This window comes from Termitidicoccus mucosus (genome assembly GCF_038725785.1).
GTDB classification, from domain to species: domain Bacteria; phylum Verrucomicrobiota; class Verrucomicrobiia; order Opitutales; family Opitutaceae; genus Termitidicoccus; species Termitidicoccus mucosus.
The window spans coordinates 5,444,534-5,467,483 of sequence record NZ_CP109796.1; the positions used below are offsets into that span (position 1 = coordinate 5,444,534).

The 22,950-nt window shown below is 61.4% G+C and carries 16 protein-coding genes and 1 pseudogene; 8 read left to right on the top strand and 9 right to left on the bottom strand.

Annotated features, from left to right (window positions below; genetic code table 11):
- Positions 1-54: 54 nt before the first annotated feature.
- From OH491_RS18925 to OH491_RS18955, 7 genes are read left to right on the top strand one after another with little or no spacing between them, the layout of a single operon-like run.
- Complete coding sequence (locus OH491_RS18925; RefSeq protein ID WP_068770073.1) at positions 55-4,239, top strand: glycoside hydrolase family 88/105 protein; 4,185 nt, start codon at positions 55-57, stop codon at positions 4,237-4,239.
- Positions 4,236-5,759 carry a sulfatase family protein gene (locus OH491_RS18930; protein ID WP_068770072.1) on the top strand — a complete coding sequence of 508 codons (1,524 nt, stop codon included), beginning with the start codon at positions 4,236-4,238 and terminating at the stop codon, positions 5,757-5,759. The genes OH491_RS18925 and OH491_RS18930 overlap by 4 nt, the downstream gene beginning before the upstream one ends.
- On the top strand, positions 5,756-7,171 hold the full coding sequence (locus tag OH491_RS18935; protein WP_068770071.1) for an arylsulfatase: 1,416 nt from the start codon (positions 5,756-5,758) through the stop codon (positions 7,169-7,171). Before OH491_RS18930 ends, OH491_RS18935 begins: the two co-directional genes overlap by 4 nt.
- A 27-nt stretch (positions 7,172-7,198) precedes the next feature.
- Positions 7,199-8,311, top strand: coding sequence for a twin-arginine translocation signal domain-containing protein (locus tag OH491_RS18940; RefSeq protein WP_068770070.1), 1,113 nt, complete (start codon positions 7,199-7,201; stop codon positions 8,309-8,311).
- A 44-nt stretch (positions 8,312-8,355) separates the two neighbouring features.
- Complete coding sequence (locus OH491_RS18945; RefSeq protein WP_334319261.1) at positions 8,356-10,197, top strand: sulfatase; 1,842 nt, start codon at positions 8,356-8,358, stop codon at positions 10,195-10,197.
- A gap of 14 nt (positions 10,198-10,211) precedes the next feature.
- Positions 10,212-11,753: a sulfatase gene (locus OH491_RS18950; protein WP_068770069.1), complete on the top strand. Its 1,542-nt coding sequence runs from the start codon at positions 10,212-10,214 to the stop codon at positions 11,751-11,753.
- Positions 11,754-11,763: 10 nt separating this feature from the next.
- Positions 11,764-13,158 (top strand): glycoside hydrolase family 28 protein, encoded by a 1,395-nt coding sequence (locus OH491_RS18955; protein WP_334319260.1) that lies wholly within the window; start codon positions 11,764-11,766, stop codon positions 13,156-13,158.
- Here OH491_RS18955 and OH491_RS18960 read toward each other — a convergent pair.
- Positions 13,133-14,350: an MFS transporter gene (locus OH491_RS18960; RefSeq protein WP_334319259.1), complete on the bottom strand. Its 1,218-nt coding sequence runs from the start codon at positions 14,348-14,350 to the stop codon at positions 13,133-13,135. The genes OH491_RS18955 and OH491_RS18960 overlap by 26 nt on opposite strands.
- Before the next feature lie 59 nt (positions 14,351-14,409).
- Positions 14,410-15,618 carry a LacI family DNA-binding transcriptional regulator gene (locus OH491_RS18965; protein WP_334319258.1) on the bottom strand — a complete coding sequence of 403 codons (1,209 nt, stop codon included), beginning with the start codon at positions 15,616-15,618 and terminating at the stop codon, positions 14,410-14,412.
- Between the two features lie 154 nt (positions 15,619-15,772).
- Between OH491_RS18965 and OH491_RS18970 the strand changes: the two genes are divergently transcribed.
- Positions 15,773-17,596, top strand: coding sequence for a glycoside hydrolase family 2 TIM barrel-domain containing protein (locus tag OH491_RS18970; RefSeq protein ID WP_084442312.1), 1,824 nt, complete (start codon positions 15,773-15,775; stop codon positions 17,594-17,596).
- 383 nt (positions 17,597-17,979) lie between these two features.
- On the opposite strand, the gene OH491_RS18975 is transcribed toward OH491_RS18970, so the two are convergent.
- From OH491_RS18975 to OH491_RS19005, 7 genes and pseudogenes are all read right to left on the bottom strand, one after another.
- Complete coding sequence (locus tag OH491_RS18975; protein WP_342750626.1) at positions 17,980-18,666, bottom strand: MFS transporter; 687 nt, start codon at positions 18,664-18,666, stop codon at positions 17,980-17,982.
- Positions 18,624-19,202 (bottom strand): MFS transporter, encoded by a 579-nt coding sequence (locus OH491_RS18980; protein WP_342750627.1) that lies wholly within the window; start codon positions 19,200-19,202, stop codon positions 18,624-18,626. The genes OH491_RS18975 and OH491_RS18980 overlap by 43 nt, the downstream gene beginning before the upstream one ends.
- Before the next feature lie 3 nt (positions 19,203-19,205).
- Positions 19,206-20,519 carry a phosphopyruvate hydratase gene (eno, locus tag OH491_RS18985; protein ID WP_342750628.1) on the bottom strand — a complete coding sequence of 438 codons (1,314 nt, stop codon included), beginning with the start codon at positions 20,517-20,519 and terminating at the stop codon, positions 19,206-19,208.
- Positions 20,516-20,740, bottom strand: a complete 225-nt coding sequence (locus OH491_RS18990; RefSeq protein WP_068769255.1) for a hypothetical protein — start codon at positions 20,738-20,740, stop codon at positions 20,516-20,518. Before OH491_RS18990 ends, eno begins: the two co-directional genes overlap by 4 nt.
- Positions 20,737-21,444 carry a DUF190 domain-containing protein gene (locus OH491_RS28230; protein ID WP_425429202.1) on the bottom strand — a complete coding sequence of 236 codons (708 nt, stop codon included), beginning with the start codon at positions 21,442-21,444 and terminating at the stop codon, positions 20,737-20,739. Before OH491_RS28230 ends, OH491_RS18990 begins: the two co-directional genes overlap by 4 nt.
- Positions 21,430-22,586: pseudogene (locus OH491_RS28235) on the bottom strand (voltage-gated chloride channel family protein); the annotation flags it as partial. The pseudogene OH491_RS28235 and the gene OH491_RS28230, both read right to left, overlap by 15 nt.
- Positions 22,583-22,948, bottom strand: a complete 366-nt coding sequence (locus OH491_RS19005) for a DUF190 domain-containing protein (RefSeq protein WP_068769812.1) — start codon at positions 22,946-22,948, stop codon at positions 22,583-22,585. The pseudogene OH491_RS28235 and the gene OH491_RS19005, both read right to left, overlap by 4 nt.
- Positions 22,949-22,950 lie beyond the last annotated feature (2 nt).

Consider the following 22,950-nt stretch of genomic DNA (forward strand, 5'->3'; position numbering starts at 1 on the left):
CTTCGCAGGGGCGCACTTTCCTGTGCGCCCGCAATCGTCCGCCCGCCATTTCTGATGACAACACTTCACCAACCCGGGCGCACGCAAGGCATGCCCCTGCACCTTGTGATTGCTTCCCTCGCCCTGCTGGCGACCGCGACAATCGCCCGCGCCTCTCCGCTCTCCGCACCCACCTGTCTCGACGCCGGGCCATCTTCACCCTCGCTCTCGGCCGCGACGGCTTACGATGAGGCGCGCGGTTATGGCTGGATCACCTCGCGCTCTCCTGCCGGCACCTTCACGCTCCCTCAGAAATTCGCCGGCGTGCGCTCCGCCCCATTGCTCGATGGCGTGGCCGGTGAGGACTACACCCTCCGCCTCGACCTTGCCCCCGGACGCTGGATGTGCATCGCCTGGCTCGACGACGGCTACTCCAACGCGCATACCGTCACCCTTGCGCTCAACGGTCGTGCCATCGCGCACAACCCGCGTTCCTTCGGACGGGAATCAGAACCCCAGGAACCGCCCATCAACCGCTACCGCGTCGCGCAATTCCCCATCCAAGCCGACGGCGACCCCACCGAAATAAGCTTCCGTCAGGCCGCCCCCGGCGGCGCGCGTCTTCTGGCCCTGCATCTGTTCCCTCTTGACCTGCCCGACACCGATACCATGCGCTGGCTTGCCGGCCAAGTTACCGATGCCGGACGCCATCCCTTCCGCGCCTCCCTTGATATCCTCCGTGCCGAATTGGATCGCCACGGTGCCCGGGCCCCGGAACTCGCCGCCGGTTGCGCCTATTGGAAAGCGCAACTCGACCTCCTCGCCGAAGCCGAACGCTGGCATCGCGCCGCCGGCTGGGACGAAGTCAGCCTCGTCACGCGCAGCAGCATGTTCACCCGCTACAAAATCGCCGTCTCGCTCCTCGATCCGCTTGTCGATCACCCCGATGGCGACGCCTTCCCCCTGCGCGACCGCGCCCGCTGGCTCCGCGCGCGCCTCCTCTACTGGCTCTGGCAGGAACAACATCACGAAGGCGACAACACTGCCTATCAAGCCGACCTTGCCATTCTCCGCCAAAAATACCCCGGCGACAATCTCATCGCCATGTATGCCGGCGAAAAAGTCCCCAACGACGGTGCTGGCGATGGTGGACGATTTATCTCTTCAACCTTTCGGCCTTTCCCGACCGCTCCCGCTTGGTCGTCCGCCCAATACGAAGCCCTCCATCGCCTCCGCGACATCGCGCACTACTGGGTCGACGAACGCCAGATTTCCAATGGCGAATTCGGCGGCAAAACCGACGATGACGTTGAGCTTCTCCGCTGGTGGCCCGTGCTCATGTTTTCCGGTGATACCAAAGTGCGCGACGGCTTCGCCAAGCTCGCCAACGGCATGTGGTTCAGCCCGAAGATTCACCTCGGTTACTGCCGCGAACCGCGTGATGTCGAGCATTCGGCCGAATACGTTTCCGACACCATGCCCATGATGGCGCTCCTCACACGCGACCCCGCATGGATCGATCGCCTCGCCTATTCTCATCGCCATATGCGCGACCTCTGGACAGGCATCAACACCCACGGTGACCGCCACTTCAAATCCGCTTGGCTCGGTGCCACCGAAATCCTCACCGAGCCACCGCGCAACCGCGACCTCAGCATGAACGCCCGCGCCGCCAAGGCCGTGCGCTACTACGCCTGGCTTGCCAATGACCCCGATGCCACCGGCCTTCTCCGGGACTGGAGCCTCTCATGGGCAAAAGCCGCTGCCCGCACCGACAAGGGCAAACCTTCCGGCCTTTTCCCCGCCTCCATCCGCTATCCCGATGGCGCGATCAACGGCGATGAACCGGCCTGGCACCGCGCCAACATGTTCTGGCGCTATTTCGATTGGGGAGCCGATGGCCGCCTCTATGACCAGCTTCTCTATTCTTGGCTTACGAGCGGCGACACTCCCGCCAAGCGCGACGCACGCCTCCTCCAGCCCATGCTGGACACGCTCGTGTTTCTTGAAAAACAAACGCCCGTAGCGTCGTCCGTCGCAGACGGCTCCCCTGCATGGGCCGCCGCCCGCCTGATGGACAGTTCCGAGTTCTGGAACATCGTTACCCAATGGCGTCTCGAAACCAACGACACCCGCCACGACGCCTTCCTCATCCGCCACGGCCCGCCTTACCTTCGCTACCGTCTCACGGGCGACACCGCTCCGCTCGCCGAAACCATCAACACCTCCATTCTCGAAGTCCTCCGCTACAACCGCCCTTTGCGCACCAGTGAGGTTCTTTTCACTGATCGCGTTCGCGTCGCGCAGGATGACGGCAATACCACCGGAGACGACACCCTTGCCGCGATGCTCACCGGCTGTCACACCGCGCAAGGATTCTCCCCATACTACCATGTCGCCTGGGAACATGCCCCTCAATCCCTCACCGCGCTCGTCACCTCGACTGGCCCTGATCATGTCGCCGCCGACATTTTCCTTCACCAGACCTCTTCCGCCGAAATCATCGCCCGCTGCTTCCGCCTCCCGCCCGGCGACTATCGCCTCACCCTCGTCGACGCCGCAGGCAAAACGCTCCTCGAGCGTGCCGAAATCATCACCGCTCCCGATCATCGGGCCACCCTCACGGTCCCCGGTGCGATCCTCGTATCCATGAAAATGATGCGAATAGGGGCACCGCAGGTGACGTCCAGATCGGATGGCACGAGCGACTCTCCCGTGTCAGAACACGGGCAAGCCGCGCCCCTCCAAACCTCCCTTGCCGCCGCCAATATCGTCCTCCGTGATTCCGTTTTCGCCTTCCGCGAAGTCCCTTGGCGCGCGCCACAAGGCATCCAGATTCTCGAACAACACCGTCGCCCTGTCCCCACTCAAACCGAGTTCACCCTTGCTGAGTCCGGCACTGTCCACTTCGGCGTTGCCGGCGACGGAATCATCGAGGTCCAAATTGACGATGCCAAAGCTTTTACCCGTGATTTCTCCCCTTCCGCCGCCCCGCGCGAATACGCCTATGACCGTTTCCGGTGGCCCGCCGGATTCACCGTTCCGCTTGCCGCAGGCACGCATCATATCCGCGTCAGCGCATCGTCGACAGCCTTCCTCCAAGCCTGCGATTCTCATGGCGAAACCGACCGCCGCGTGCGCTTTTCCGAATGGCGCCCCGCCAGTGCCCGGTCGCCCGTGCGCGATTTCGCCATCAAACCCGAAGCCGCCTTCAAAAAGCACTCGCTCGTCGAATGGCACTATGCGACCGGTGTCACGCACCTCGCGCTCCTCGAAGCCGCCGACGCTCTCGCCACCTCTGACCCCGCTGCTGCCGCTAAACTGCGCGCCCACGTTGATCGCTTTGCCGCCTTCACGCTGGAAAACCTCCCGTGGCAGCGAGACCAATACCAAAACACCCACGCCTGGCGTGCCGCCAACTTCCGGCTCTTCCGCGGTTGCCTGCTCGACGACACCAGCGCCCCCGCGCTCCCCTTCATCGAGCTCCTTCGACGCAACCAACTCCCTTCGTCCGACGCTGCCGCGCTCATCGACAGCATTCTCGATTTCGTTTTGAGCAAACACTCCCGCCTCGCTGACGGCACCCTCAGCCGCGACGAGCCCGAACCGCAAACGGTATGGGCCGACGACCTCTTTATGAGCGCCACTTTTCTCGTGCGCGCCGCCGAATGGAAAAAAGACCCGCGCATTCACGACGAAGTCGTGCGCCAGGCGCAATTATTCCACCGCCATCTTCACAATCCCGCCACCGGTCTCTACTGGCATGGTTACTACGCATCGCGTCAGACGCCCGCCCCTTTTCATTGGGCGCGCGCCAACGGCTGGATGGCGTGGGCCATGTCCGAGTGCATCCGTTTTCTCCCTGCAACCCATCCCGCCCGCGTTCAACTCATCGCACTCCACCGCGGCCACCTCGCCGCCCTGTTACGCCACCAATCTGCCTCCGGCCTTTGGCATCAAGTTCTCGACAAACCGGAATCCTTCGAGGAAACCTCCGCCAGCGCCATGTATCTCATTGCCATGATTCGAGGCATGAAAGGCGGCTGGCTTGACCGCGACACCTTCGCCGTCCCCGCCCGTCGTGCCTGGGCCGGACTCCAGACGCGCATCGATACCAGTGGCGTCGTGCGGGGTATCTGCGGAGGCACCGCTATCGGCGATTCTTACGAACACTATTTCAACCGTCCGCAACCCAGCCACGATCCCCGGGGCATCGGCGCCTTTATCGCCGCCGCCGCCCTTGCCGCCGCTCTGCCATGAGCCTGAATCGACGCCAGTTTCTCAAAACATCCGCCGCCACCGCCGCGCTTGCCGCAACGGCGAAACTTCCCCTGCCATCCGCCACCGTCGTTTCGCCCTCGGCGGCTGCTTCGCGTCCAGCCTCGCTCCGTCCAGGACCGAAGCCCAACATCCTCTACGTTATCCTGGAGGACATCGGTCCGAGTCTCGCCTGCTACGGCGAGCCGCTGGTCAAGACGCCCGTGCTCGACCGCTTTGCATCACAGAGTATCCGATTTACAAATACATTTTGCACCGCGCCGGTGTGCTCCGCGAGTCGCTCGGCGCTGATGAGCGGTTGCTACCAAATCGCCACGGGCGCCCATCAGCACCGCACCTGGCCTTGGAACAAACGTCCGCTGCCGCCGCCCGCGCGCCATCTATGCGACTGGTTTCGCGAAGCCGGTTATTACACCTGCAACCTCCAGCCGTCCGCCGGTGAAAAAATATCCGGCACCGCTGGTGCGCGCGGCTGTGGCAAACTCGACCTCAACTTCACCGTCACCGAGCCCGCGCTTGGCGATCCGTTCGACGGGCGCGACTGGAACCAGCGCGCACCCGGCCAGCCCTTCTTTGCGCACATCACCATCAACGAAACGCACACCGGCCCTGGCTGGAAAATCGCGCGCCGGCAGCCCAAGTCCGAACTCGTCGATCCCGCGCAGATCAAACTCCCGCCCTACTACCCCGATCATCCGGTGGCGCGCGACGACTACGCAAACTACCTCGATGCCATTCACCTTGCCGACGGCTACGTGGCCGAGCTTCTCTCGCGTCTCGATCGCGAAGGGCTCGCGGACAACACCATCGTCGTCATCTCCAGCGACCACGGTCCGCTCTTCCGGGGCAAGCAATTCCTCTACGATAATGGCCTGCGCATCCCGCTTCTCGTTCGTTTCCCCGATGGACGCTCCGCCGGAACAATCGACGAACGTCTCGTGAGTGGCGTGGACATTGCACCGACCCTGCTCGGTTTCGCCGGCATTGGGCTGCCTCCGGGCGCAACGCATGGTCACGACCTCTTTGCCTCTGACACGCCGCGCCGCGACCATGTCTTTGCCGCGCGCGACCGCATGGATGAATCGACCGACCGCATGCGCGCCGTTCGCACCGCTCGCTTCAAATACATCCGCAACTACTTCCCGATGATTCCCTACATGCAATACAATGCTTACAAGGAACGCAGCTATCCCACATGGAATCTCGTCAAGCAACTCGCGCGCGAAGGCCGCCTCACACCCGAAGCCGCGCTCTTCGCCGCCGACCGCAAACCCGTCGAGGAGCTCTACGACCTTGCCGCGGATCCCCACGAAATCCAAAACCTTGCCCTTGCCCCGGCGCACATTGCCACGCTCAAACAACTCCGCGCCCTCGTTGACGACTGGGTGCGCGACACCAACGACCACGGCGCGCAAGGCGAGGACCCGCTCGATATTTATCGCGGCTATCACGGCTGCCTTCCCGGCGATCCGCCGCCCGCCAAACGTCCTCGCTACGAATGAACCCGCTCATTAAAAAAACATCGTTACTCATCCCGCTCGCGTGCGGTCTGGTCCCTGCGCCCGGCGCCGCGCCTGTGGCGAAACCCAACATCGTCCTCATCCTCGCCGACGACCTCGGCTACGGCGAACTGTCGATCTCCGGGCAAAGACGCTACGACACGCCGAATATCGACCGCCTCGCGCGCGACGGCATGATCTTCACCCAAGCCTACGCCGGCTCGCCCGTCTGCGCGCCTTCGCGCAACACCCTCATGACCGGCCATCACACCGGGCACGCCACCGTGCGCAACAACACCTCCGTCAAAGGCGCGCGTGTCGGACTCTCACCCGCAGACACCACCATTGCGCAGCGGCTCCGCTCCGCCGGTTACCACACCGCCATCATAGGAAAATGGGGGCTTGGCGAGGAGGGCGGCGGCTCCGAACCCGGCAACAAGGGCTGGGACTTTTTCTACGGCTTCATCAACCAGGCCCACGCGCACAACCAGTTCCCGGAGTTTCTCTATCGCGGCACGGACAAGGAAGCATTGGTGCCGAACTACTCGCATGCCGAAGGCACGTTTGCCAACGACCGTTTTACCGAAGAAGCCTTAACCGTGCTCGAACGACGCGCCGCTGACAGACAGCCTTTTTTCCTCTTCATGAGCTACACCACGCCGCATGCCGAATTGCGCTGCCCGCCCGATTCGATTGCCAAGGTGAAACAAAAATACGCTTGGGCGCGTGAACCCGGCGCTGACGAAAAATCAATCCAGTTTGCCGCCATGATGCTCCGCCTGGATCACGAGGTCGGACGCCTCCGTGACAGACTCGCCGAACTCGGCCTCGCCGAAAACACGCTCATCCTTTTCACTGGCGACAACGGCGCGCATCAGGAAGATGGCAAAAATCCCGTCTTCTTCAACTCCGGCGGCATCTATCGCGGCATCAAGCGCGACCTCTACGAAGGCGGCATCCACGAGCCGTTTTTTGCCTGCTGGCCCGGGCGCATCGCACCCGGTTCGCGCACCGATCACCTTTGCGCATTCTGGGATTTTTCCGCCACTGCGCTCGAACTTGCCGGAGTCGCCGCCACCGATTTGCCGGCGGAAAGCATCAGCTTCCTTCCCACGCTTCTCGGGCGCCCCACGGAACAGAAAAAACACGATTACCTCTACTGGGAATTCGTCGTCAAAACCCAAGCTCGCCAGGCCGCGCGCGCCGACAATTGGAAGGCCGTTCGCTACAGCCTCGATGCTCCGCTGGAAATCTATGACATCATTGCCGATCCCGGCGAACAACACGATCTCGCCGCTACCCGTCCCGATTTGGTCGCGCGTTTTGCCGAAATCATGAGGCACGCGCATACCGAAAGCTCTGATTTTCCCCTCCGCCCGCCACCCTCCGCAGGCAAAGCATCTTCCAAAAAATAACACACCGCAAAATCAACCGCACACGCCATGAACCGCCGCCAATTTCTAAAAACATCCGCCGCGACTGCCGCGCTCACCGCCGCCACCGGCCTGCCGCTCACCGCCGCGTCTCCCGCTGTTCGCTCCGAGAACCGCTCGAAGACCACCAAGATCGCTTCTTATTATTTCGCCGCCTATATCTACATGAGCAATCCGCGCCATATCCGCGAAGACATGGAGTGGATGGCGGGCATCGGTACGGACTACGTCTGCATCAGCAACCTCGAACAAGACCTCTTCGCCGCCTACGAAAACGTCGCCCTCATCATTGCCGAGGCCGAACGTGTTGGCATGCGCGTCATTTCCGTGCCCTCGCGCTGGGCCGGCCTTGTCGCCGGTGCGCCGAAAGTCCCCAGCCTCTTCTCCGTGCTCAACCCGAAGACTTGGATCGTCAACGCCAAGGGCAACACCCGCATGATGACCCGCGCCACCGGCGCCATCAGCAGCGTGCATTCTCCCGAAACTTACGACTTCTTCTGCGAATCCCTCGCCGAACTCTACAAACAACACCCCACGCTGGCAGGCTTCATCATCGACGAGCCAAAAGGCTTCGTCATCGATCACTCAAAACAAGCCGTCGCGGCCTTGGGCAAAAATGCTCCTCGCGCCGCGCACCTCGCCGCCGCCGGGGATTTCTACGGGCGTGTTTGCGAGTTCGCCAAAAAGAAATGGCCCGACAAGTACACGATCATGTTTCAGCAGGCGCACTATCCGCAGGACGAACTCGCCGCCGGCGCCGCCGTCAAATTTTTGGACTTCTACGGCGCCGACGGACGTCCCTGGGGCATGGAGGAAGACAGCAGGATGGAGCAGAACCAGGAAGGGCAGGAAAGCGGCCGCGGCAAAGTTCTCCTCAGTGGGAGAGGCGAGTCCTTCATCAAAGCCGCCCGGTCCGTGCCCGGACGCAAAAGTTTTCTCCTCGCGGAAAACCATAATCTCAAGGCATCCATGCTTGAGCCGATGGAGCGCAACTATCCCGCCGTTCTCGCCCTCCGTCCCGACCTCTTCACCTATTACTACTACCCGCGCAGCATGGAACAACCCGATCGCGCCATGAAAATCATCGGCGACAATATCAAAAAATTCACGCAGTCGTCGTGACGCAGGCTGTCAAGCCCGCCCGTTTTTCGAAAATGGAAAAACACATGCACACCCGGCCTCTCATTCCCCTCACCGCCGCCGCTGCGCTTTCAGCTCTCCAGACTTTTGCTCCATCCGCATCCGCCGCCGATCGCCCAAACATTCTCTGGATCGTCGCCGAGGATTTCTCCTTCAACTATGCCGGCGCCTACGGAGACCCGCTCGCGCGCACGCCGAACTTCGACCGCCTCGCCGCCCGCGGTATTCTCTACGAACGGGCCTATTCCACTGCTCCGGTCTGCGCGCCCGCTCGTTCCTCGATCATCGCCGGTTGTTATGCCGGCAGCCTTGGCACACAGCACATGCGCAGTCAGCGCGCGTTGCAGCCCGGCGTGCGCTTCTTCCCCGAGTTCCTTCGTGAAGCAGGCTACTACTGCACCAACAACGCGAAAACCGATTACAACACCGCCACGTCTGCCGCCGCAGCGTGGGATGAATCCAGCAAGACCGCCCACTGGCGCAACCGCAAACCCGGCCAGCCTTTCTTCGCCGTTTTCAACACCGAACTCTCGCACGAGAGCCGCATCTTCGAGCGCGTCGCTCTCGTCACCGACCCTGCGCGCGTGCGCGTTCCCGCCTACTTGCCCGACACGCCCGAGATCCGCGCTGACCTCGCCCAATACTACGACTGCGTTCATCGCGCCGACGACGCCCTCGGCAAAGTCCTCGCGCAACTCGACGCCGACGGCCTCGCCGACGATACCATCGTCTTCTACTATTCAGACAACGGCGGCGTGCTTCCCCGCAGCAAACGCTTCCTCTACGACAACGGCACGCATGTCGCGCTCGCCATGTATTTCCCCGACAAATACAGGCATCTTGCTCCCGCCGCCCCCGGCTCGCGCTCTCGCGAACTCGTCAATTTCACCGACCTCGCCCCCACCGTCCTCTCCCTCGCCGGGCTTCCCCTCGCGCCGCAATTCCAAGGCCGCGCCATCGCCGGTCCCGGCCGTGCTCCGGCACCGCGCTACATTCACACTCTGCGCGACCGCATGGACGAACGTTATGACCTCTCACGCGCCGTCACTGACGGGCGCTACCTTTACATCCGCCACTACATGCCCCATCGGCCCTCTGGCCAGCACCTCTTCACGCTCTGGCGCTCCGCCTCGATGCAAAAATGGGACGAACTTTTCCGCGCCGGCAAACTCAATGCCGCCCAACGCGCCTTCTTTGAGCCCAAGCCGTCCGAGGAACTCTTCGACTGCGAAGCCGATCCTGACAACGTCCGCAATCTCGCCGCCGACTCCGCGCATCGTGAAAAACTCCTCGAGCTCCGCGCCGCCAACCGCGCCCACCTCCTCGCCATCCGCGACACCGGCTTTTTCCCCGAGCCCATGATGATCGCCCTCGCCGGCGACCACTCCCCGCGCGAAATCGCGGCCAGCGACGAACACTATCCGCTTCCCCGCATCCTCGACCTCGTTGATGCGCTCCAATTGGAAAACAAACCCGGCGCCCAACGCCTCCACGATCCCGCCCCCGTGATGCGCTACTGGTCAATTATCGCCGCGCTCGCGCGCGGTCCCGTATCCGATGTCGCTACGCTTCTTGCCGACGCCGAGCCTGCGGTGCGTGTCGCCGCTGCCGAGGCGCTTCTGCGCCGCGACTCCAACCACGCCGCCGCTTGGCGTGCGCTCGCCGCGGCGCTGGACGAAACCCACCCCCGCGAACTTCGCCTTCTCGCCTTGAACGCCCTTGCCCATCTCCCCACGCCGCCGGCCGAACTCCGCACGCAAATCGAAGCCATCGTCACCGAAAACGCCGCCAAAAAAAACGCCAAGGCAGACGAATACGTCCCCCGCGCCGCGCGTTATCTCACCAACATCAAATATAAATCCTATTAATCCCCGCCATCCTCATGCCTCGCATCCGCACCCTCACCGCACTCTCCGCCGCCGCCACATTCCTCCCCGCCGTACAACCGCACGCCTCGCCCGCAACAGCCGGACCGCAAAACCTCAACGTCCTTTTTATCGTTTCCGATGACCTTAAGCCCGTCCTCGGCTGTTACGGCGATCCGGTCGTCCGCACACCCAACATCGACCGCCTTGCCGAGCGCGGCCTCGTCTTCCAGCGCGCCTACGCGCAGCAAGCCGTCTGCAGCCCCTCTCGCACCTCGCTGCTTACCGGACGCCGCCCCGACACCACCAAGGTCTACGATCTCGTCACACACTTCCGCGAAGCGATTCCCGATGTCGTTACGCTCCCGCAATATTTCAAGCAGCATGGCTACACTACGCAGTCGCTCGGCAAAATCTTTCATCCCGGCTACGACGACCCGCAATCTTGGACCATTCAAAACACCTTCAAGGCCGCCGCACGCTATAGCCCGCCCGCGCGCGAAATTCTCGCCAAACGTTTGGCCGAAAACAAACCCGGTGCCAAAATCGCCGGGCTTCCTTGGGAATCACCCGATGTTCCCGACAACAGCCTGACCGATGGCTCTGTCGCCACCGAAGCGGTCAAAACACTTGGCTCTCTCGCCCAAGCCCGCCGCCAGAATGATCAGCCTTTCTTTCTCGCCGTCGGCTTCCTCGTGCCGCACCTGCCATTCTCCGCGCCGAAAAAATATTGGGACATCTATTGTCCCGAAGACGTCCGCCTTCCGGAAAATTACCGCCGGCCCACCGCTGGCGAAACACCCTACTCACGCACCACATGGAGCGAACTCCGCAAATACGCTGGCATTCCCGCCACCGGCCCGCTCACCGACGAACAAGCGCGCAGTATGATTCACGGCTACTATGCCTGCGTGAGTTATCTTGACGCGCAAATCGGCCGCCTCCTCGACGCCCTCGAACAACAAGGACTCGCCGAAAACACCATCGTTGTCCTCTGGGGCGATCATGGCTGGCACCTTGGCGACCATGGCCAGTGGACAAAGCACACCAACTTCGAACAGGCCACCCATGCCCCGCTTATCATCTCCGCGCCCGGCGCCAAAACCGCAGGGCAAAAAACGCGCGCCCTCGTCGAGTTTGTCGACGTGTATCCCACGCTCGCGGAACTTTGCGGCCTGCCTGCTCCCGCAGGTGCCGAAGGCAAAAGCCTCGTCCCCCTCATCGAGTCGCCTGCTCGCAAATGGGCGCCCGCCGCGTTCAGCCAGTATCTCCGCTCCGGCGGTATCATGGGGTATTCAATCCGCACCGACCGCCACCGTTACACCGAATGGCTCGGCCCGAATGCCGAAACGCTCGCGCGCGAACTCTACGACCACGAAACCGATGCCACTGAAGATTATAACATCGCCGGACGTGCCGAGCATGCCGCGCTCGTGCAGCAACTTCACGCACAACTCGAAGCCGTGCTTCACATCTCAACCATCAAGCGCGATCCCACCCTTGGCACCAGCAAGGCCAAAAAGAAAAAAGCTGCACGATCACTTCCCGCTATCGACTAATATCCGCACCATGAATCGTCGCCATTTCCTCACCACTGCCGGCATCGCTGCCACAACGCTTGCCCTGCGTCGCCCCCTTTTCGCGCAAACACCATCCATATCGATTGCCGGCAATTCTTCATTAGGCGCCGACGAGGCCGTCGCCGCAATCCTCGCACGGATCCACCCGCCCGTATTCCCGAAGCGTGATTTCCGTATCGACCCAAGCAATACCGCCGATGCCCGTCCCGCATTCCTCGAAGCCATCCGCCAGTGCAATGCCTCCGGCGGTGGGCGCGTCATCGTGCCGCGCGGAGAGTGGAACCTCGCCGGGCCGCTCCACCTCAAAAGCAACGTCCATCTCCACCTCGAAGACGGTGCGCATCTCCGTTTCAAAACCGACGACCCCGGCCTTTACCTTCCTGTCGTACTCACGCGCTGGGAAGGCACCGAGGTCTATAATTACTCGCCCTTCATCTATGCCTATCAGGCAAGCAATGTCGCCATCACCGGCGCCGGTCTCATCGACGGCAACGCGCTTGACACCTTCGTCAAATGGCGTCCGCGCCAGGCGGATGACCAGAAGGCCTTGCGCAAAATGGGCGCCGAAGGCGTGCCTCTCCCGCAGCGTGTGTTTGGCGCAGGGCACTGGCTGCGTCCGCCGCTCGTGCAATTCTTCGCCTGCTCCAATATCCTCATCGACGGACCGCGCTTCATCAACTCGCCTTTTTGGGTCACGCACGCTATCGCCTCGAATAACATCACCATCCGCCGCATCCACGTGGACAGCCCTCACATCAACAGCGATGGCTTCGATCCTGAGTCCTGCACCGATGTCCTTGTGGAAGATTGCGTATTCAAGACCGGCGACGACTGCATCGCCATCAAATCGGGACGCGATCAGGACGCCTGGCGCATCGGACGCCCTTCGGAAAACGTGGTTATCCGCCGCTGTGAAATGCATGCTCCCACCTCCGGTTCCGGCCTCGCCATCGGCAGCGAAATGTCCGGCGGCGTACGCAACATCTTTGCCGAATCCCTGCGCATGGGCAGCGCCAAATCAGCAATCAACATCAAGGCCAATCTCGACCGCGGCGGCGCCGTCGAACGGGTGGCGGTGCGCGGTGTCACGGTCGGGAAAACCAGTGCCCTTATCCAGGTCACAACCGGTTATCACGGCTACCGCGGAGGAAACTTCCCTCCGGTCTTCCGCGATCTCCTCTTCGAGAACATCCGCTGCGACGAAGCCGTTTCCCCGATTTCCACCGTCGGCGTTCCTGCGGCAAAACTCGAAAACGTCACACTGCGCAACATAAGGGTAGCCCGTGCCGCCAAGCCGCCCGAAATCCGCCATGTCCGGAACTATCGCGTCGAAAATGTCACCATCAACGACGCTCCGTTCAGCTCGGCAGGCGCGGTGGATTGATGGGAGTGATTGGCAGTTCAACTGTCTTCAGTTTCGGCACGAGCAAATGGAAAACGAAAAACGCGACGACATACACTGAGCCTGCCACAAAAAACAGCATCAGCATGTTGCCTTGTTTCCGCAGCACCCAGGCGCTTGCAAGCGTCATCAACGCCGCTCCAACTTGCGCCGCAAATCCGCCCAGCCCGATGACCGATGCCACCGCCTGCTTTGGAAATACATCCGATACGATCGCAAAGAGGTTGGACGCCAGCCCTTGATGCGCCGCGTGCGCCAGTCCGATCAGGCAAACGCACGCCCACATGCTCGAAAACTGTGTGACCAGCATCACCGGCACGGTCATCGCGCAAAAGATAAACATCGAGGTCTTGCGCGCGCGAGTGAGATCCCATCCGCGCGAAATCCATCGCGAGGAAATCCATCCTCCCCCCACGCTTCCCGCATAGCCGAGCGCATATACGATTACCAGCGGCGCTCCAAAATCGCTCAGCTGCAGCCCGAAACGCTGGCTCAAAAAAAGCGGCAGCATCGCCAGATACCAAAACCACACCGCGTCAGTCATGAACTTGAAATTCATATAGGCCCAGGTCTCACGCCGCGCCAGCAAGGCACTCCAAGGAACATGGCCCGGTGAAACGGGACGCGCAGCACCGGCACCGGGCGTATGATACAGACGCAGCCACAATGCCACCCACACAAACCCTGTCGCAGCCACCGCCACAAAACTCATCCGCCAGCCGCACCCCGCATACAACCATGGAATCACCAGCGGCACCAGCATCGCGCCGATGTTTGAGCCGCCCTTGAATACACCGATCGCCAGCGCGCGCTCGTTCGGAGAAAACCACTCCGCCACGGTCTTATTTCCTGCGGGCATGTTGGCTGACTGGCTGAAACCAAAAACAAAGCGCGTCAGTTTCATCGCGGCCACCGAGCTGGCCGCGCCGCCCAGCCCCGCCGCCACGCTCCACACTACGACGGCCAGCGCATATCCCATGCGTGTGCCGACCGCATCGACAAAACGCCCCATGAATGGAAACCCGATCGCAAAACCAATTTGGAACCAAAACACCACATCCGCATAATCCGCCGCACTCCAACCCAGTTCGTGAATCAACTCCGGCGCCAGCACACCCAACACTTGGCGATCGAGGTAGTTATTAGCCGTGACAAGAAACAGCAGTCCGCACATCACCCAGCGGAAACCGGAAGCAGGGGCGCCCCCGTCCGGTGTTGTTGCCGGTAGCCGCGTCATTTGCCTGCCCGTGTCCTTTCAGCTTTGGAAGCGCCGCGAGCCTTGCGTACCATCTGCCCCTCGATCCAGGACGTTTCGATCAATAACTGCTGCGGTGCGTCGGGAATCCCTCGTTCGCCCTGACGCATCAATGAGGTCACAAGCTCCAACGCCCCCGCACCCACTTTCCCCGGATTTTCATAAATGCCGGATCGTTTGCCGCCCGGCTCGACCAGCGTGAGAAACACCACGCCAATATCGCGCGGCACGGCATATTTCATCCGCTGCAAAGCCACCGGCACTTCCTCGTACTTTGTGATGAGGACGTCGGGCCTGTGTTGGGCCAGCCACTCCTTGAACCGGGTATTATCCCACGCATCGAGCAAAAGCGGCGGCACACGATCCTCGTCGCGTAGCATGTGCTGGCTTGTCAAAAAACCAGCAGACCAATTATTTTCGACGCGCTCGTCGCTCGTCCGCGCCATCACAAATCCTGGACGCTGGTAGCCGCGTGCCGCGATCTCGCTCATCGCCATCCGAATGCCGCGATATTGATTCGGACACACCAGATGCAGATGAGGCCGCGTCAACGAATAGCCGATTGCGACCGCGGAAAAAAGCGACCAGTCGATATCGACCGCCATCGTCGCCTCCGGTTGCGGCGCGACGATGAGTCCGTTGATTCCGCGCGAGCGCAAAATCTGCGACACACGCTCTGTCGTCATGTCCGACTCGCGCAGCCAGAACTCTTTCAACTGGTAGCCAAGCGACTGCGCGCGTTTTTCAGCCCCGAGGAAATAATCTTCAAAAATTTTCACGTTCCGCCAGCCATTGCGCGTCGGGTGATTCGTGATCCAGCCGATAACTGCGCGAAATGAGGCAGGTCGCAACGACGTGCGGTAACTCGTCAATGACGCAAGCATCGGATCAGGCACATAGCCCATCTTGTCAGCGAGTGCGCGTAACCGCTCGCAGGTTTTTTTCGGCAATCCCGGGTGATTGCGCAATGCGAGCGACACGGTCGTATAATGGCAACCCGCCACCTTCGCAATATCGCGCATGGTGACGCGGCGGTTGGAATTCGGGGCGGGCATGGAAGTGAAGCATAGCCATTCTACAATATGAGCAAGTCGTAAATTGAATGTTTTCGCATGGCATTGCGCTGAAGGATGGATTTCTGCGCCGCTGTGCAACTGACCGTGGGATGCTTCGGGGTATTCATTCAACAGTAAGAATATCTGCCGATTTTCCAAATGCGCACAAAACAAGCAGGATGATCGCATGTCCCTCCCAAATCCCGGCGGCCTGCGTCGGTTGATAATCCTTTTTGTCTTCCTGGCATGCGCGGCATATGCGCAAGACGCCCCGTCCTCGATTTTCATGAGCATCCCGCCCACAAATGACGAACTGAAAACCCACGGCACCGCTCCGCTCCCGCACAATCTCTACGCGCGCGAACGCATCGATCTTTCCGGCTCCTGGCGTTTTTTGGTCGATCCGGTCGAACGCGGCTTGCGCAACCAATACCCGCGCTACACCATTCCAAGGGATGAAAAGCAGCAGCCTCTTGGCGGCCTTCTCGTCGAATACGACTGGGATTCCGCTCCCGCGATCACCGTCCCCGGAGACTGGAACACGCAATCCAATCCGCGCCTCTTCTGGTATGAAGGACTCGCTTGGTATCGCCGCCACATCGCCGCGCCTGCGCAGCTCGCGCCGGGCCAGCGCGTGTTTCTCTACTTCGAGGCCGCCAACTACCGTTCACACATTTATCTAAATGGTGAGAAGCTCGGCGTGCACGAAGGTGGTTTCACGCCATTTGCCTTTGAGGTCACTGGCAGACTAAAAGCAATCGGCGCCAACTCGCTCGTCGTCGGAGTGGATAGCAAACGCCAATTCGGCAATGTGCCCGGCTCCGATGCTGATTGGTTCAATTACGGAGGCATCACTCGTCCCGTCTGGCTCGTCATCACTCCCGGGTCGTTCATCCAACACTATAGCCTCGCGTTGTCTGAACACGCCGGGCGGGAAATCATCACCGCAACCGTGCGGCTCGATGGCGCGCACTCAGCCGACGCTGCGGTCACCATCCGCATCCCCGAGTTAAAACTCGAAACCATCGTGCGCACCGACGCACAAGGCTGCGCCACGTTCAAGCTTTTCCCCGCACCCGGCGCACTCGCACGCTGGTCCCCCGAATCGCCAAAACTCTATGCCGTCATCATTGCGACCGACACCGACCGCATCGAAGACCGCATTGGCTTCCGCACCATCGCCGTGCGCGGCGATGATATCATTCTCAATGGACGTTCCATCTTCCTTCGGGGCATCTCCATCCACGAAGAACGCATCGGCATCCGGGAAGATGATGGTGGACGCAAACTCGATTGGAACGACGCCCGCCGCCTGCTCACCGAGGCCAAGGCTCTCGGCTGCAATTTCGTGCGCTTGGCGCATTATCCACATTCCGAAAAGATGACGCGCCTTGCCGATGAGCTCGGTCTGCTTGTTTGGAGTGAAATCCCCGTCTATCAGGAAGACATCCCCTACACCGATCCGCACACACTCAAACTCGCGCGCCGTATGCAATCTGATAACATCGCGCGCGACCAAAACCGCGCCTCCGTTATCATTTGGAGTGTCGCCAACGAAACCCCGCTCACCTCCGCCCGCCTCGCATTCCTCCGCACACTGATCGCCGACGCTCGCGCCCAGGACCCCTCGCGCCTCATCTCTGCTGCGCTAAACCGCAGCCCAAATGGCTCCGACCGCGAAATAGTGATCGATGATCCGCTCGGCGAGCACCTCGACGTTCTCGCCTACAACACCTATATTGGTTGGTATGGCGCTCTCTCGCCTGCGGACATTCCCTCAGTCACTTGGCGCACAATCTACCACAAGCCACTGCTTCTCTCGGAATTTGGCACCGATGCGAAATGCGGAACACGTGGGCAAAAAGAATCGCGTTGGACGGAGGAGTATCAGGCATGGTTTTATGAGCAAACCCTCGCTGGAGCATCCAGAACGCCATGGATCAAGGGGCTCTCGCCGTGGATACTAAAGGACTTTCGCTCTCCTCGGCGTTTCCGGGCGGACTATCAAAACTACTGGAACCGCAAAGGTCTTATCAGCGAAACCGGCGAGCGCAAACAAGCCTGGCAAGTCCTGCATGATTTTTACACAAACAACGACAATCCACCCTGATTTCAGATAGGGCTTTCGTATATTTCGAGGGCATGTGCGCTTACTGGCTCAGTGCGTCAATGCAGGCCGGCTTCCCGAGCACGCTCTCATCAATCAGATGCACAGCCACAACGCGGTTTCCCCCCGGCAAACGAGGTGGAACCCAGAAAAATTCAGCCTCGATTTCAACTGGTCCCGCCACTGGACGTCACGGCTATGTCCCACCTCTCTTCGAGACTGGAGTAGCAGGTATTGCACGTTTTCCAGATGCACCGATGTCTACGAGCGCGGCTGTAAAGAAGCGTAGTCAGCTCGCGCGATCACGCGCACACGTTAATCTTCGGCAGATCGCGAAGCTGAAAGCCGAGCGGAGCGCGTAATCCTCGCGCATCACGGTGGACGGATCACCCGGACGCCTTTTTCGCGTCTTCCGCCGAACCTGCTCTGAGAACCAAGAACGCCCCGGTCGCGAACAGCACCGCGCTGTAACTAAACGCGACCGAAATCCCGAACGCGCTCCATAGCGCACCCACAATAACGCTCGAGAGAAAATCTCCCACCCCGTTGACGGTGGCGAGGACACCGAAAGCCATGCCATGCTGTTCCTCGCCCACCAGTTCGGCGCAGAACGAATCCTCCAGCGTTTCCTCGATGGCGACATAGACTCCGCCGAGAATGAAAACGCCGGCCAACACCCAAGGTCCGAGCGGCAGCGCGACGATCGCGAGCGCCATCAGCGTGGCCAGTCCATAGCCGGCCGCGAGCAGCTTTGGCTTGCTCACGCGGTCGGCGAGCCAACCCGCCAGAAGCGCGAAGCCCGCATAGAAAACATTGTGCGCGACGTAGAGGCCGACCGCGGCACTGGCGGCCCCGGTTGTGCCCAAGGTCGGCGAGAGTGATTGCGCCGCGAGCAGGATGAGCAGCGTGTGCGCGAAGTCGCCTGCGCCGAACAAGCCGACTGCGACAAGAAACTTGCGGTAACGCACGGGCAGTTGGCGCAGCCCATCGCGGAACGACACGCTGGCCACACGCGTGCGTTGCTTTTCCTTCACGAGAAACACGATGGCAGCCACCGCCGCGAGGCCGGGCACGAGTGTCCAGAAGAAGAGCCGCGCGTAGTCGTGCCCGAGTGCGTTGAGCAGGAAAACGCGGTCGCTGGACCGACAATGGCACCGAGCGTGTCCATCATGCGCTCGAAACCGAAAGCGCGTCCGTAGGTTTTGCGAGTGACGGCCGCGGCGAGCAGCGCCTTGCGCACGGGCGTGCGTGTGCCGCGACCGAGCCAGGCCGTCGCGCGCGCGAGCAGGACGTGCCACGCCGTCGTCGCGAGTCCGAAGCCGGCCGTGCCCAGCGCGGTGACGAGGTAGCCGATAACCATGATCGGCTTTCGGCGCGGCAGGCGATCCGTCCAGTGGCCGGAGGCCAGCTTCGCGAAACTCGACAATCCATCCGACACGCCTTCGATCAATCCGACCCAGGCGGCGGCGACACCCATCGTCGCGAGAAACGCCGGCATCGCAGTCGTCGCGATCTCGTGCGACCAGTCGCTGAGCAGCGACGCGAGCCCGATGCCGAGCACGGTCGAGTTCAGCCAACGCGGACAAGGACTTTTGCCGGAGGGCTCCATGGTTTACGCGGCAGGTTGGCCAAAGCGGGCCTTTGTGCCCAGTTCGCGCTCGATTGCAAGGATCCGGTTGTATTTCGCGACGCGTTCGGAACGGCAGAGCGAACCGGTCTTGATCTGGCCGGCGCAGGTTCCGACCGCGAGGTCGGCAATGAAGGTGTCTTCCGTTTCGCCAGAGCGGTGTGAGATGACCGCGCCATAACCGTTCTTCTGCGCCAGAGCGATGGTCGCGAGCGTCTCCGACACGGTGCCGATTTGGTTGAGCTTGATCAAAATCGCGTTGGCGATCCCGTCGCGGATGCCTTCGGCAAAAATCTTCGGGTTGGTGACGAAGTTGTCGTCTCCGACGAGTTGAAGTTTCTTCCCGAGCGCCTTGGTGATTGCGCGCCACCCGTCGCGGTCCTCCTCTCCCATGCCGTCCTCAAGCGAGACGATGGGATACTTCCTCACCCACTGGCGATACAGCGCGATCATGTCGGCCGGTGTCTTGCGAGAGCCGTCGGTCTTTTTGAAGACGTAGGAACCTTCGTCGAAGAACTCGCTCGCCGCCGGATCGAGCGCGATGGCGATATCCTTGCCGGGCGTGTAGCCCGCCCCGCGAATCGCCTCCACGATGATGGCGACCGCCTCATCGTTGGATTTCAGATTCGGAGCGAAGCCGCCCTCGTCGCCGACCGCCGTCACGAGCCCGCGTTTCTGCAGGAGCTTTTTCAATGTGTGGAATGTCTCCGCGCCGTATCGCAGCGCTTCGGAAAGCGTCGGCGCGCCGATTGGGAAGAGCATGAACTCCTGAAAGTCCACGTTGTTGGTCGAATGCGCGCCTCCGTTGAGCACGTTCATCATCGGAACCGGTAGGACGAACGGCGCGCGGGCCTTCGCACCGTGCAGCCGACGCAAGTGGGCGTAGAGCGGAATACCCGACGCCTGTGCGGCGGCACGGCAGACGGCCATCGACACGCCGAGGATCGCATTGGCCCCGAGCTTCGCCTTAGTTTCCGTGCCATCGAGTGCGCACAACAGCGTGTCGATCTCGCGTTGTTCGGCCGGGGACTTTCCGCGCAACTTTGGCGCGATGATCTTGTTCACGTTGGCCACGGCCTTCAGCACGCCTTTTCCGCCGTAGCGCTTGGCGTCGCCATCGCGCAGCTCCAACGCCTCGCGGATTCCCCTCGAAGCCCCCGAAGGCACGCACGCGGTCGCGACGATCCCATTGACGAGCGTGACCGTGACAGCGACGGTCGGATTGCCGCGTGAATCGAGAATTTCCTGCGCGACGACACCGCGAATAACGGATCTGGAGTTCATGGTTTTCGATTTCATGGAGCGTTGCCCTTGCGGGATTTTTTCAGGGTGAACAGGAACACGACTGTAACCGTAACGCCAGCTGCCCAGCCGTAGTGCAGAGCGTTGTGGGCAAACCGCGCGAGCGCGGACGAAGGCGCCGCATCGGTCGGGCCAAAGAACGTGAGCCCGAATGCGGTTACCAAGGTCGCAGTAAGAAACACCGCGACGAGGAGTAGAATGAGCGTGGCTGGTTTCATTTTCGTTCGGAGAGTTTTGGGAGCTTTGCCGCACCATCGATCACCTCGTCGGGCGAGGTATCTTTCTCGATCACTTCGCTGCCGCGCACATCCCAGTGCTGGACGTGTTTGTAGACTATGGTCTTGCCCTTGAGCAAAGCGCCGTGGCGACGGCAGAACTCTTCGAGCTTGTTCTTGTGGTCGATGAGCTCGACGCAGAGGGTCAGGTTCGGGTTCGAAGTCTCGACGCCCTCTGCCTGGACGTTGCCACCGTTGGTGAAACCGTAGTGCGTCATAAACGCGGCGGCGTTGTTCAGTCCGGCGGCTTTCGCGGCCTTGATGATTTCCCGATAGATGGGCCTGGCGTTGAGTTTGTCCCAAAAGCCCTTGGCCGGAAGCCGGTCGCGGGGCGTGAGGTAGATGCGGATTTTACCGATCTCGCGGGTGACGATATGGTGGCTTTTCATGTTTTCGTGGTTGAAGGAGTCTTCGCTTAAGAACGGCAGCCGCTCGGCGAAGGCGGACAAGATCGGAGCCGAGGCTTCGCCGCGCAATTCGCGCAGTTCGCGCAGCGTGAGATCGGGAGGCAGCGAAGCGCGGTTCTTCTTCGGCACACCGAGACGTTGCGCCATGTAGATGCCGGAGTGTCCGCTGAAGTAATATGCGACGAAGCACGCGACTCCGAAATAGAGTGTGTAGTGCGCACCGAAGAGTTCGATGCCCATGATCGTGCAGGCCAGCGGCGTATTGGTCGCACCGGCGAACACAGCGATAAAGCCGAGTCCGGCGAAAAGATCGACCGGAGCACCGAGGAATGCAGCGAGGGTGTTTCCAAGCGCAGCGCCGATGAAAAACAGCGGAGTGACTTCGCCGCCCTTGAATCCGGCTGCGAGCGTCACCGCCGTGAACAGCAGCTTCCACCACCAACTCCATGGCGTGGCACCGCCCTCTTTGAAGGCCGAAAGCAGCGTCACGGACTCGGGCGTGCGTCCGTGCACGCCGAGCCCAAGGTAGTCGTGCGTGCCAGCGAGATAGACGAGCCCGATCACCAACGCTCCGCCCAATGCGGCACGAAGCGGCGCTGACGGCGCGATCTTCTTGAGGCCGTATTGCAGACCGTGCGTCAGCTCCGCGAAGAGTTTGGCCGTGAGACCAAACGCCATCGCGGCAAGCACGACCTTGGCGAGGAGGGGGCCATCGAACGTCGCATGGAGGCTCGCGCCGTCGGCTATCCCGATGTGGTAAATCGAGTGATGAAGGCCCCACGCCGAGCAAGTGAAGTCACCGACCATGCTGGCGACGAGCACGGGATGAGCGCGTCGTATTGCAGGCGCCCGATGACGAGTACCTCCATCGCGAAGATCGCACCGGTGAGCGGCGTTCCGAAAACCGAACCAAATCCTGCCGCCACGCCGGCCATGAGCAGCACGCGCATGTTCTCCGTGCCGAACCGGCAAAGGCGACCGTAGGCGCTCGCCAGGCTTCCGCCCATCTGCACGGCCGTGCCTTCGCGGCCTGCCGAACCACCAAACAGATGCGTGGCGAGTGTGCTCACGAGAATCAGTGGAGCCATGCGCGAGGGCACGCCGCCGCCGGGTTCGTGAATCTGATCGATGATGAGGTTGTTGCCGCCCTCGGCGGATTTGCCCACCCGCTGGTAGATCCAACCGACTACGAGGCCCGCCACCGGCAGCAGGATCAGCAGCCCCTCATGTTGCCAATGGAGGTGTGTCACCGCGTCCAGCGACCAAAGGAACAGCGCACTCGCCGAACCGGAAAGGATGCCCACCGGGATAACGAGCAACGTCCAGAGAAGGAGCTGTCGCAGGCTTAGGCAGTGTTCCCGAATATCGAACAACGACTTCACGACGCGGCGTCCTTCTTCTTTGTCGCGCCGTTCTCATGGCGGTAGTGAATCACGCGGACCTTTTCGAGGGTGACGAGTCCGCCGCCCATCATGGTGTCCAGAATCGGCAGGAAGGCATTGATCTTCGCCTCATCGTCGACGATCTCGACGATGATTGGCAGATCGCCGGAGAGCCGCAGGATCTTTGCCGTGCGCAGACGACTCGCCGCACCAAATCCCATCGGGCTGCGGAGTACGGTCGCACCGGCTAGGCCGGTTTCGCGAACCTTAAGCACGATGGCTTCGTAGAGCGGTTGTCCCTCGTGGCGGTCGGATTCGCCGATAAAAATGCGTAGGAGTGTGGATTCGGTCGGGATCTGCATGG

Coding starts and splice junctions, on each gene's coding strand:
- OH491_RS18960 (WP_334319259.1), bottom strand. CDS start 14,350: ATGTGCGGACTGCTGTTTCTTGTCACGGCTAATAACTACCTCGATCGC.
- OH491_RS28230 (WP_425429202.1), bottom strand. CDS start 21,444: ATGGGCATCGAACTCTTCGGTGCGCACTACACACTCTATTTCGGAGTC.
- OH491_RS18980 (WP_342750627.1), bottom strand. CDS start 19,202: ATGGAGCCCTCCGGCAAAAGTCCTTGTCCGCGTTGGCTGAACTCGACC.
- OH491_RS18970 (WP_084442312.1), top strand. CDS start 15,773: ATGAGCATCCCGCCCACAAATGACGAACTGAAAACCCACGGCACCGCT.
- OH491_RS18950 (WP_068770069.1), top strand. CDS start 10,212: ATGCCTCGCATCCGCACCCTCACCGCACTCTCCGCCGCCGCCACATTC.
- OH491_RS19005 (WP_068769812.1), bottom strand. CDS start 22,948: ATGCAGATCCCGACCGAATCCACACTCCTACGCATTTTTATCGGCGAA.
- OH491_RS18935 (WP_068770071.1), top strand. CDS start 5,756: ATGAACCCGCTCATTAAAAAAACATCGTTACTCATCCCGCTCGCGTGC.
- eno (WP_342750628.1), bottom strand. CDS start 20,519: ATGAAATCGAAAACCATGAACTCCAGATCCGTTATTCGCGGTGTCGTC.
- OH491_RS18945 (WP_334319261.1), top strand. CDS start 8,356: ATGCACACCCGGCCTCTCATTCCCCTCACCGCCGCCGCTGCGCTTTCA.
- OH491_RS18955 (WP_334319260.1), top strand. CDS start 11,764: ATGAATCGTCGCCATTTCCTCACCACTGCCGGCATCGCTGCCACAACG.
- OH491_RS18940 (WP_068770070.1), top strand. CDS start 7,199: ATGAACCGCCGCCAATTTCTAAAAACATCCGCCGCGACTGCCGCGCTC.
- OH491_RS18930 (WP_068770072.1), top strand. CDS start 4,236: ATGAGCCTGAATCGACGCCAGTTTCTCAAAACATCCGCCGCCACCGCC.
- OH491_RS18925 (WP_068770073.1), top strand. CDS start 55: ATGACAACACTTCACCAACCCGGGCGCACGCAAGGCATGCCCCTGCAC.
- OH491_RS18990 (WP_068769255.1), bottom strand. CDS start 20,740: ATGAAACCAGCCACGCTCATTCTACTCCTCGTCGCGGTGTTTCTTACT.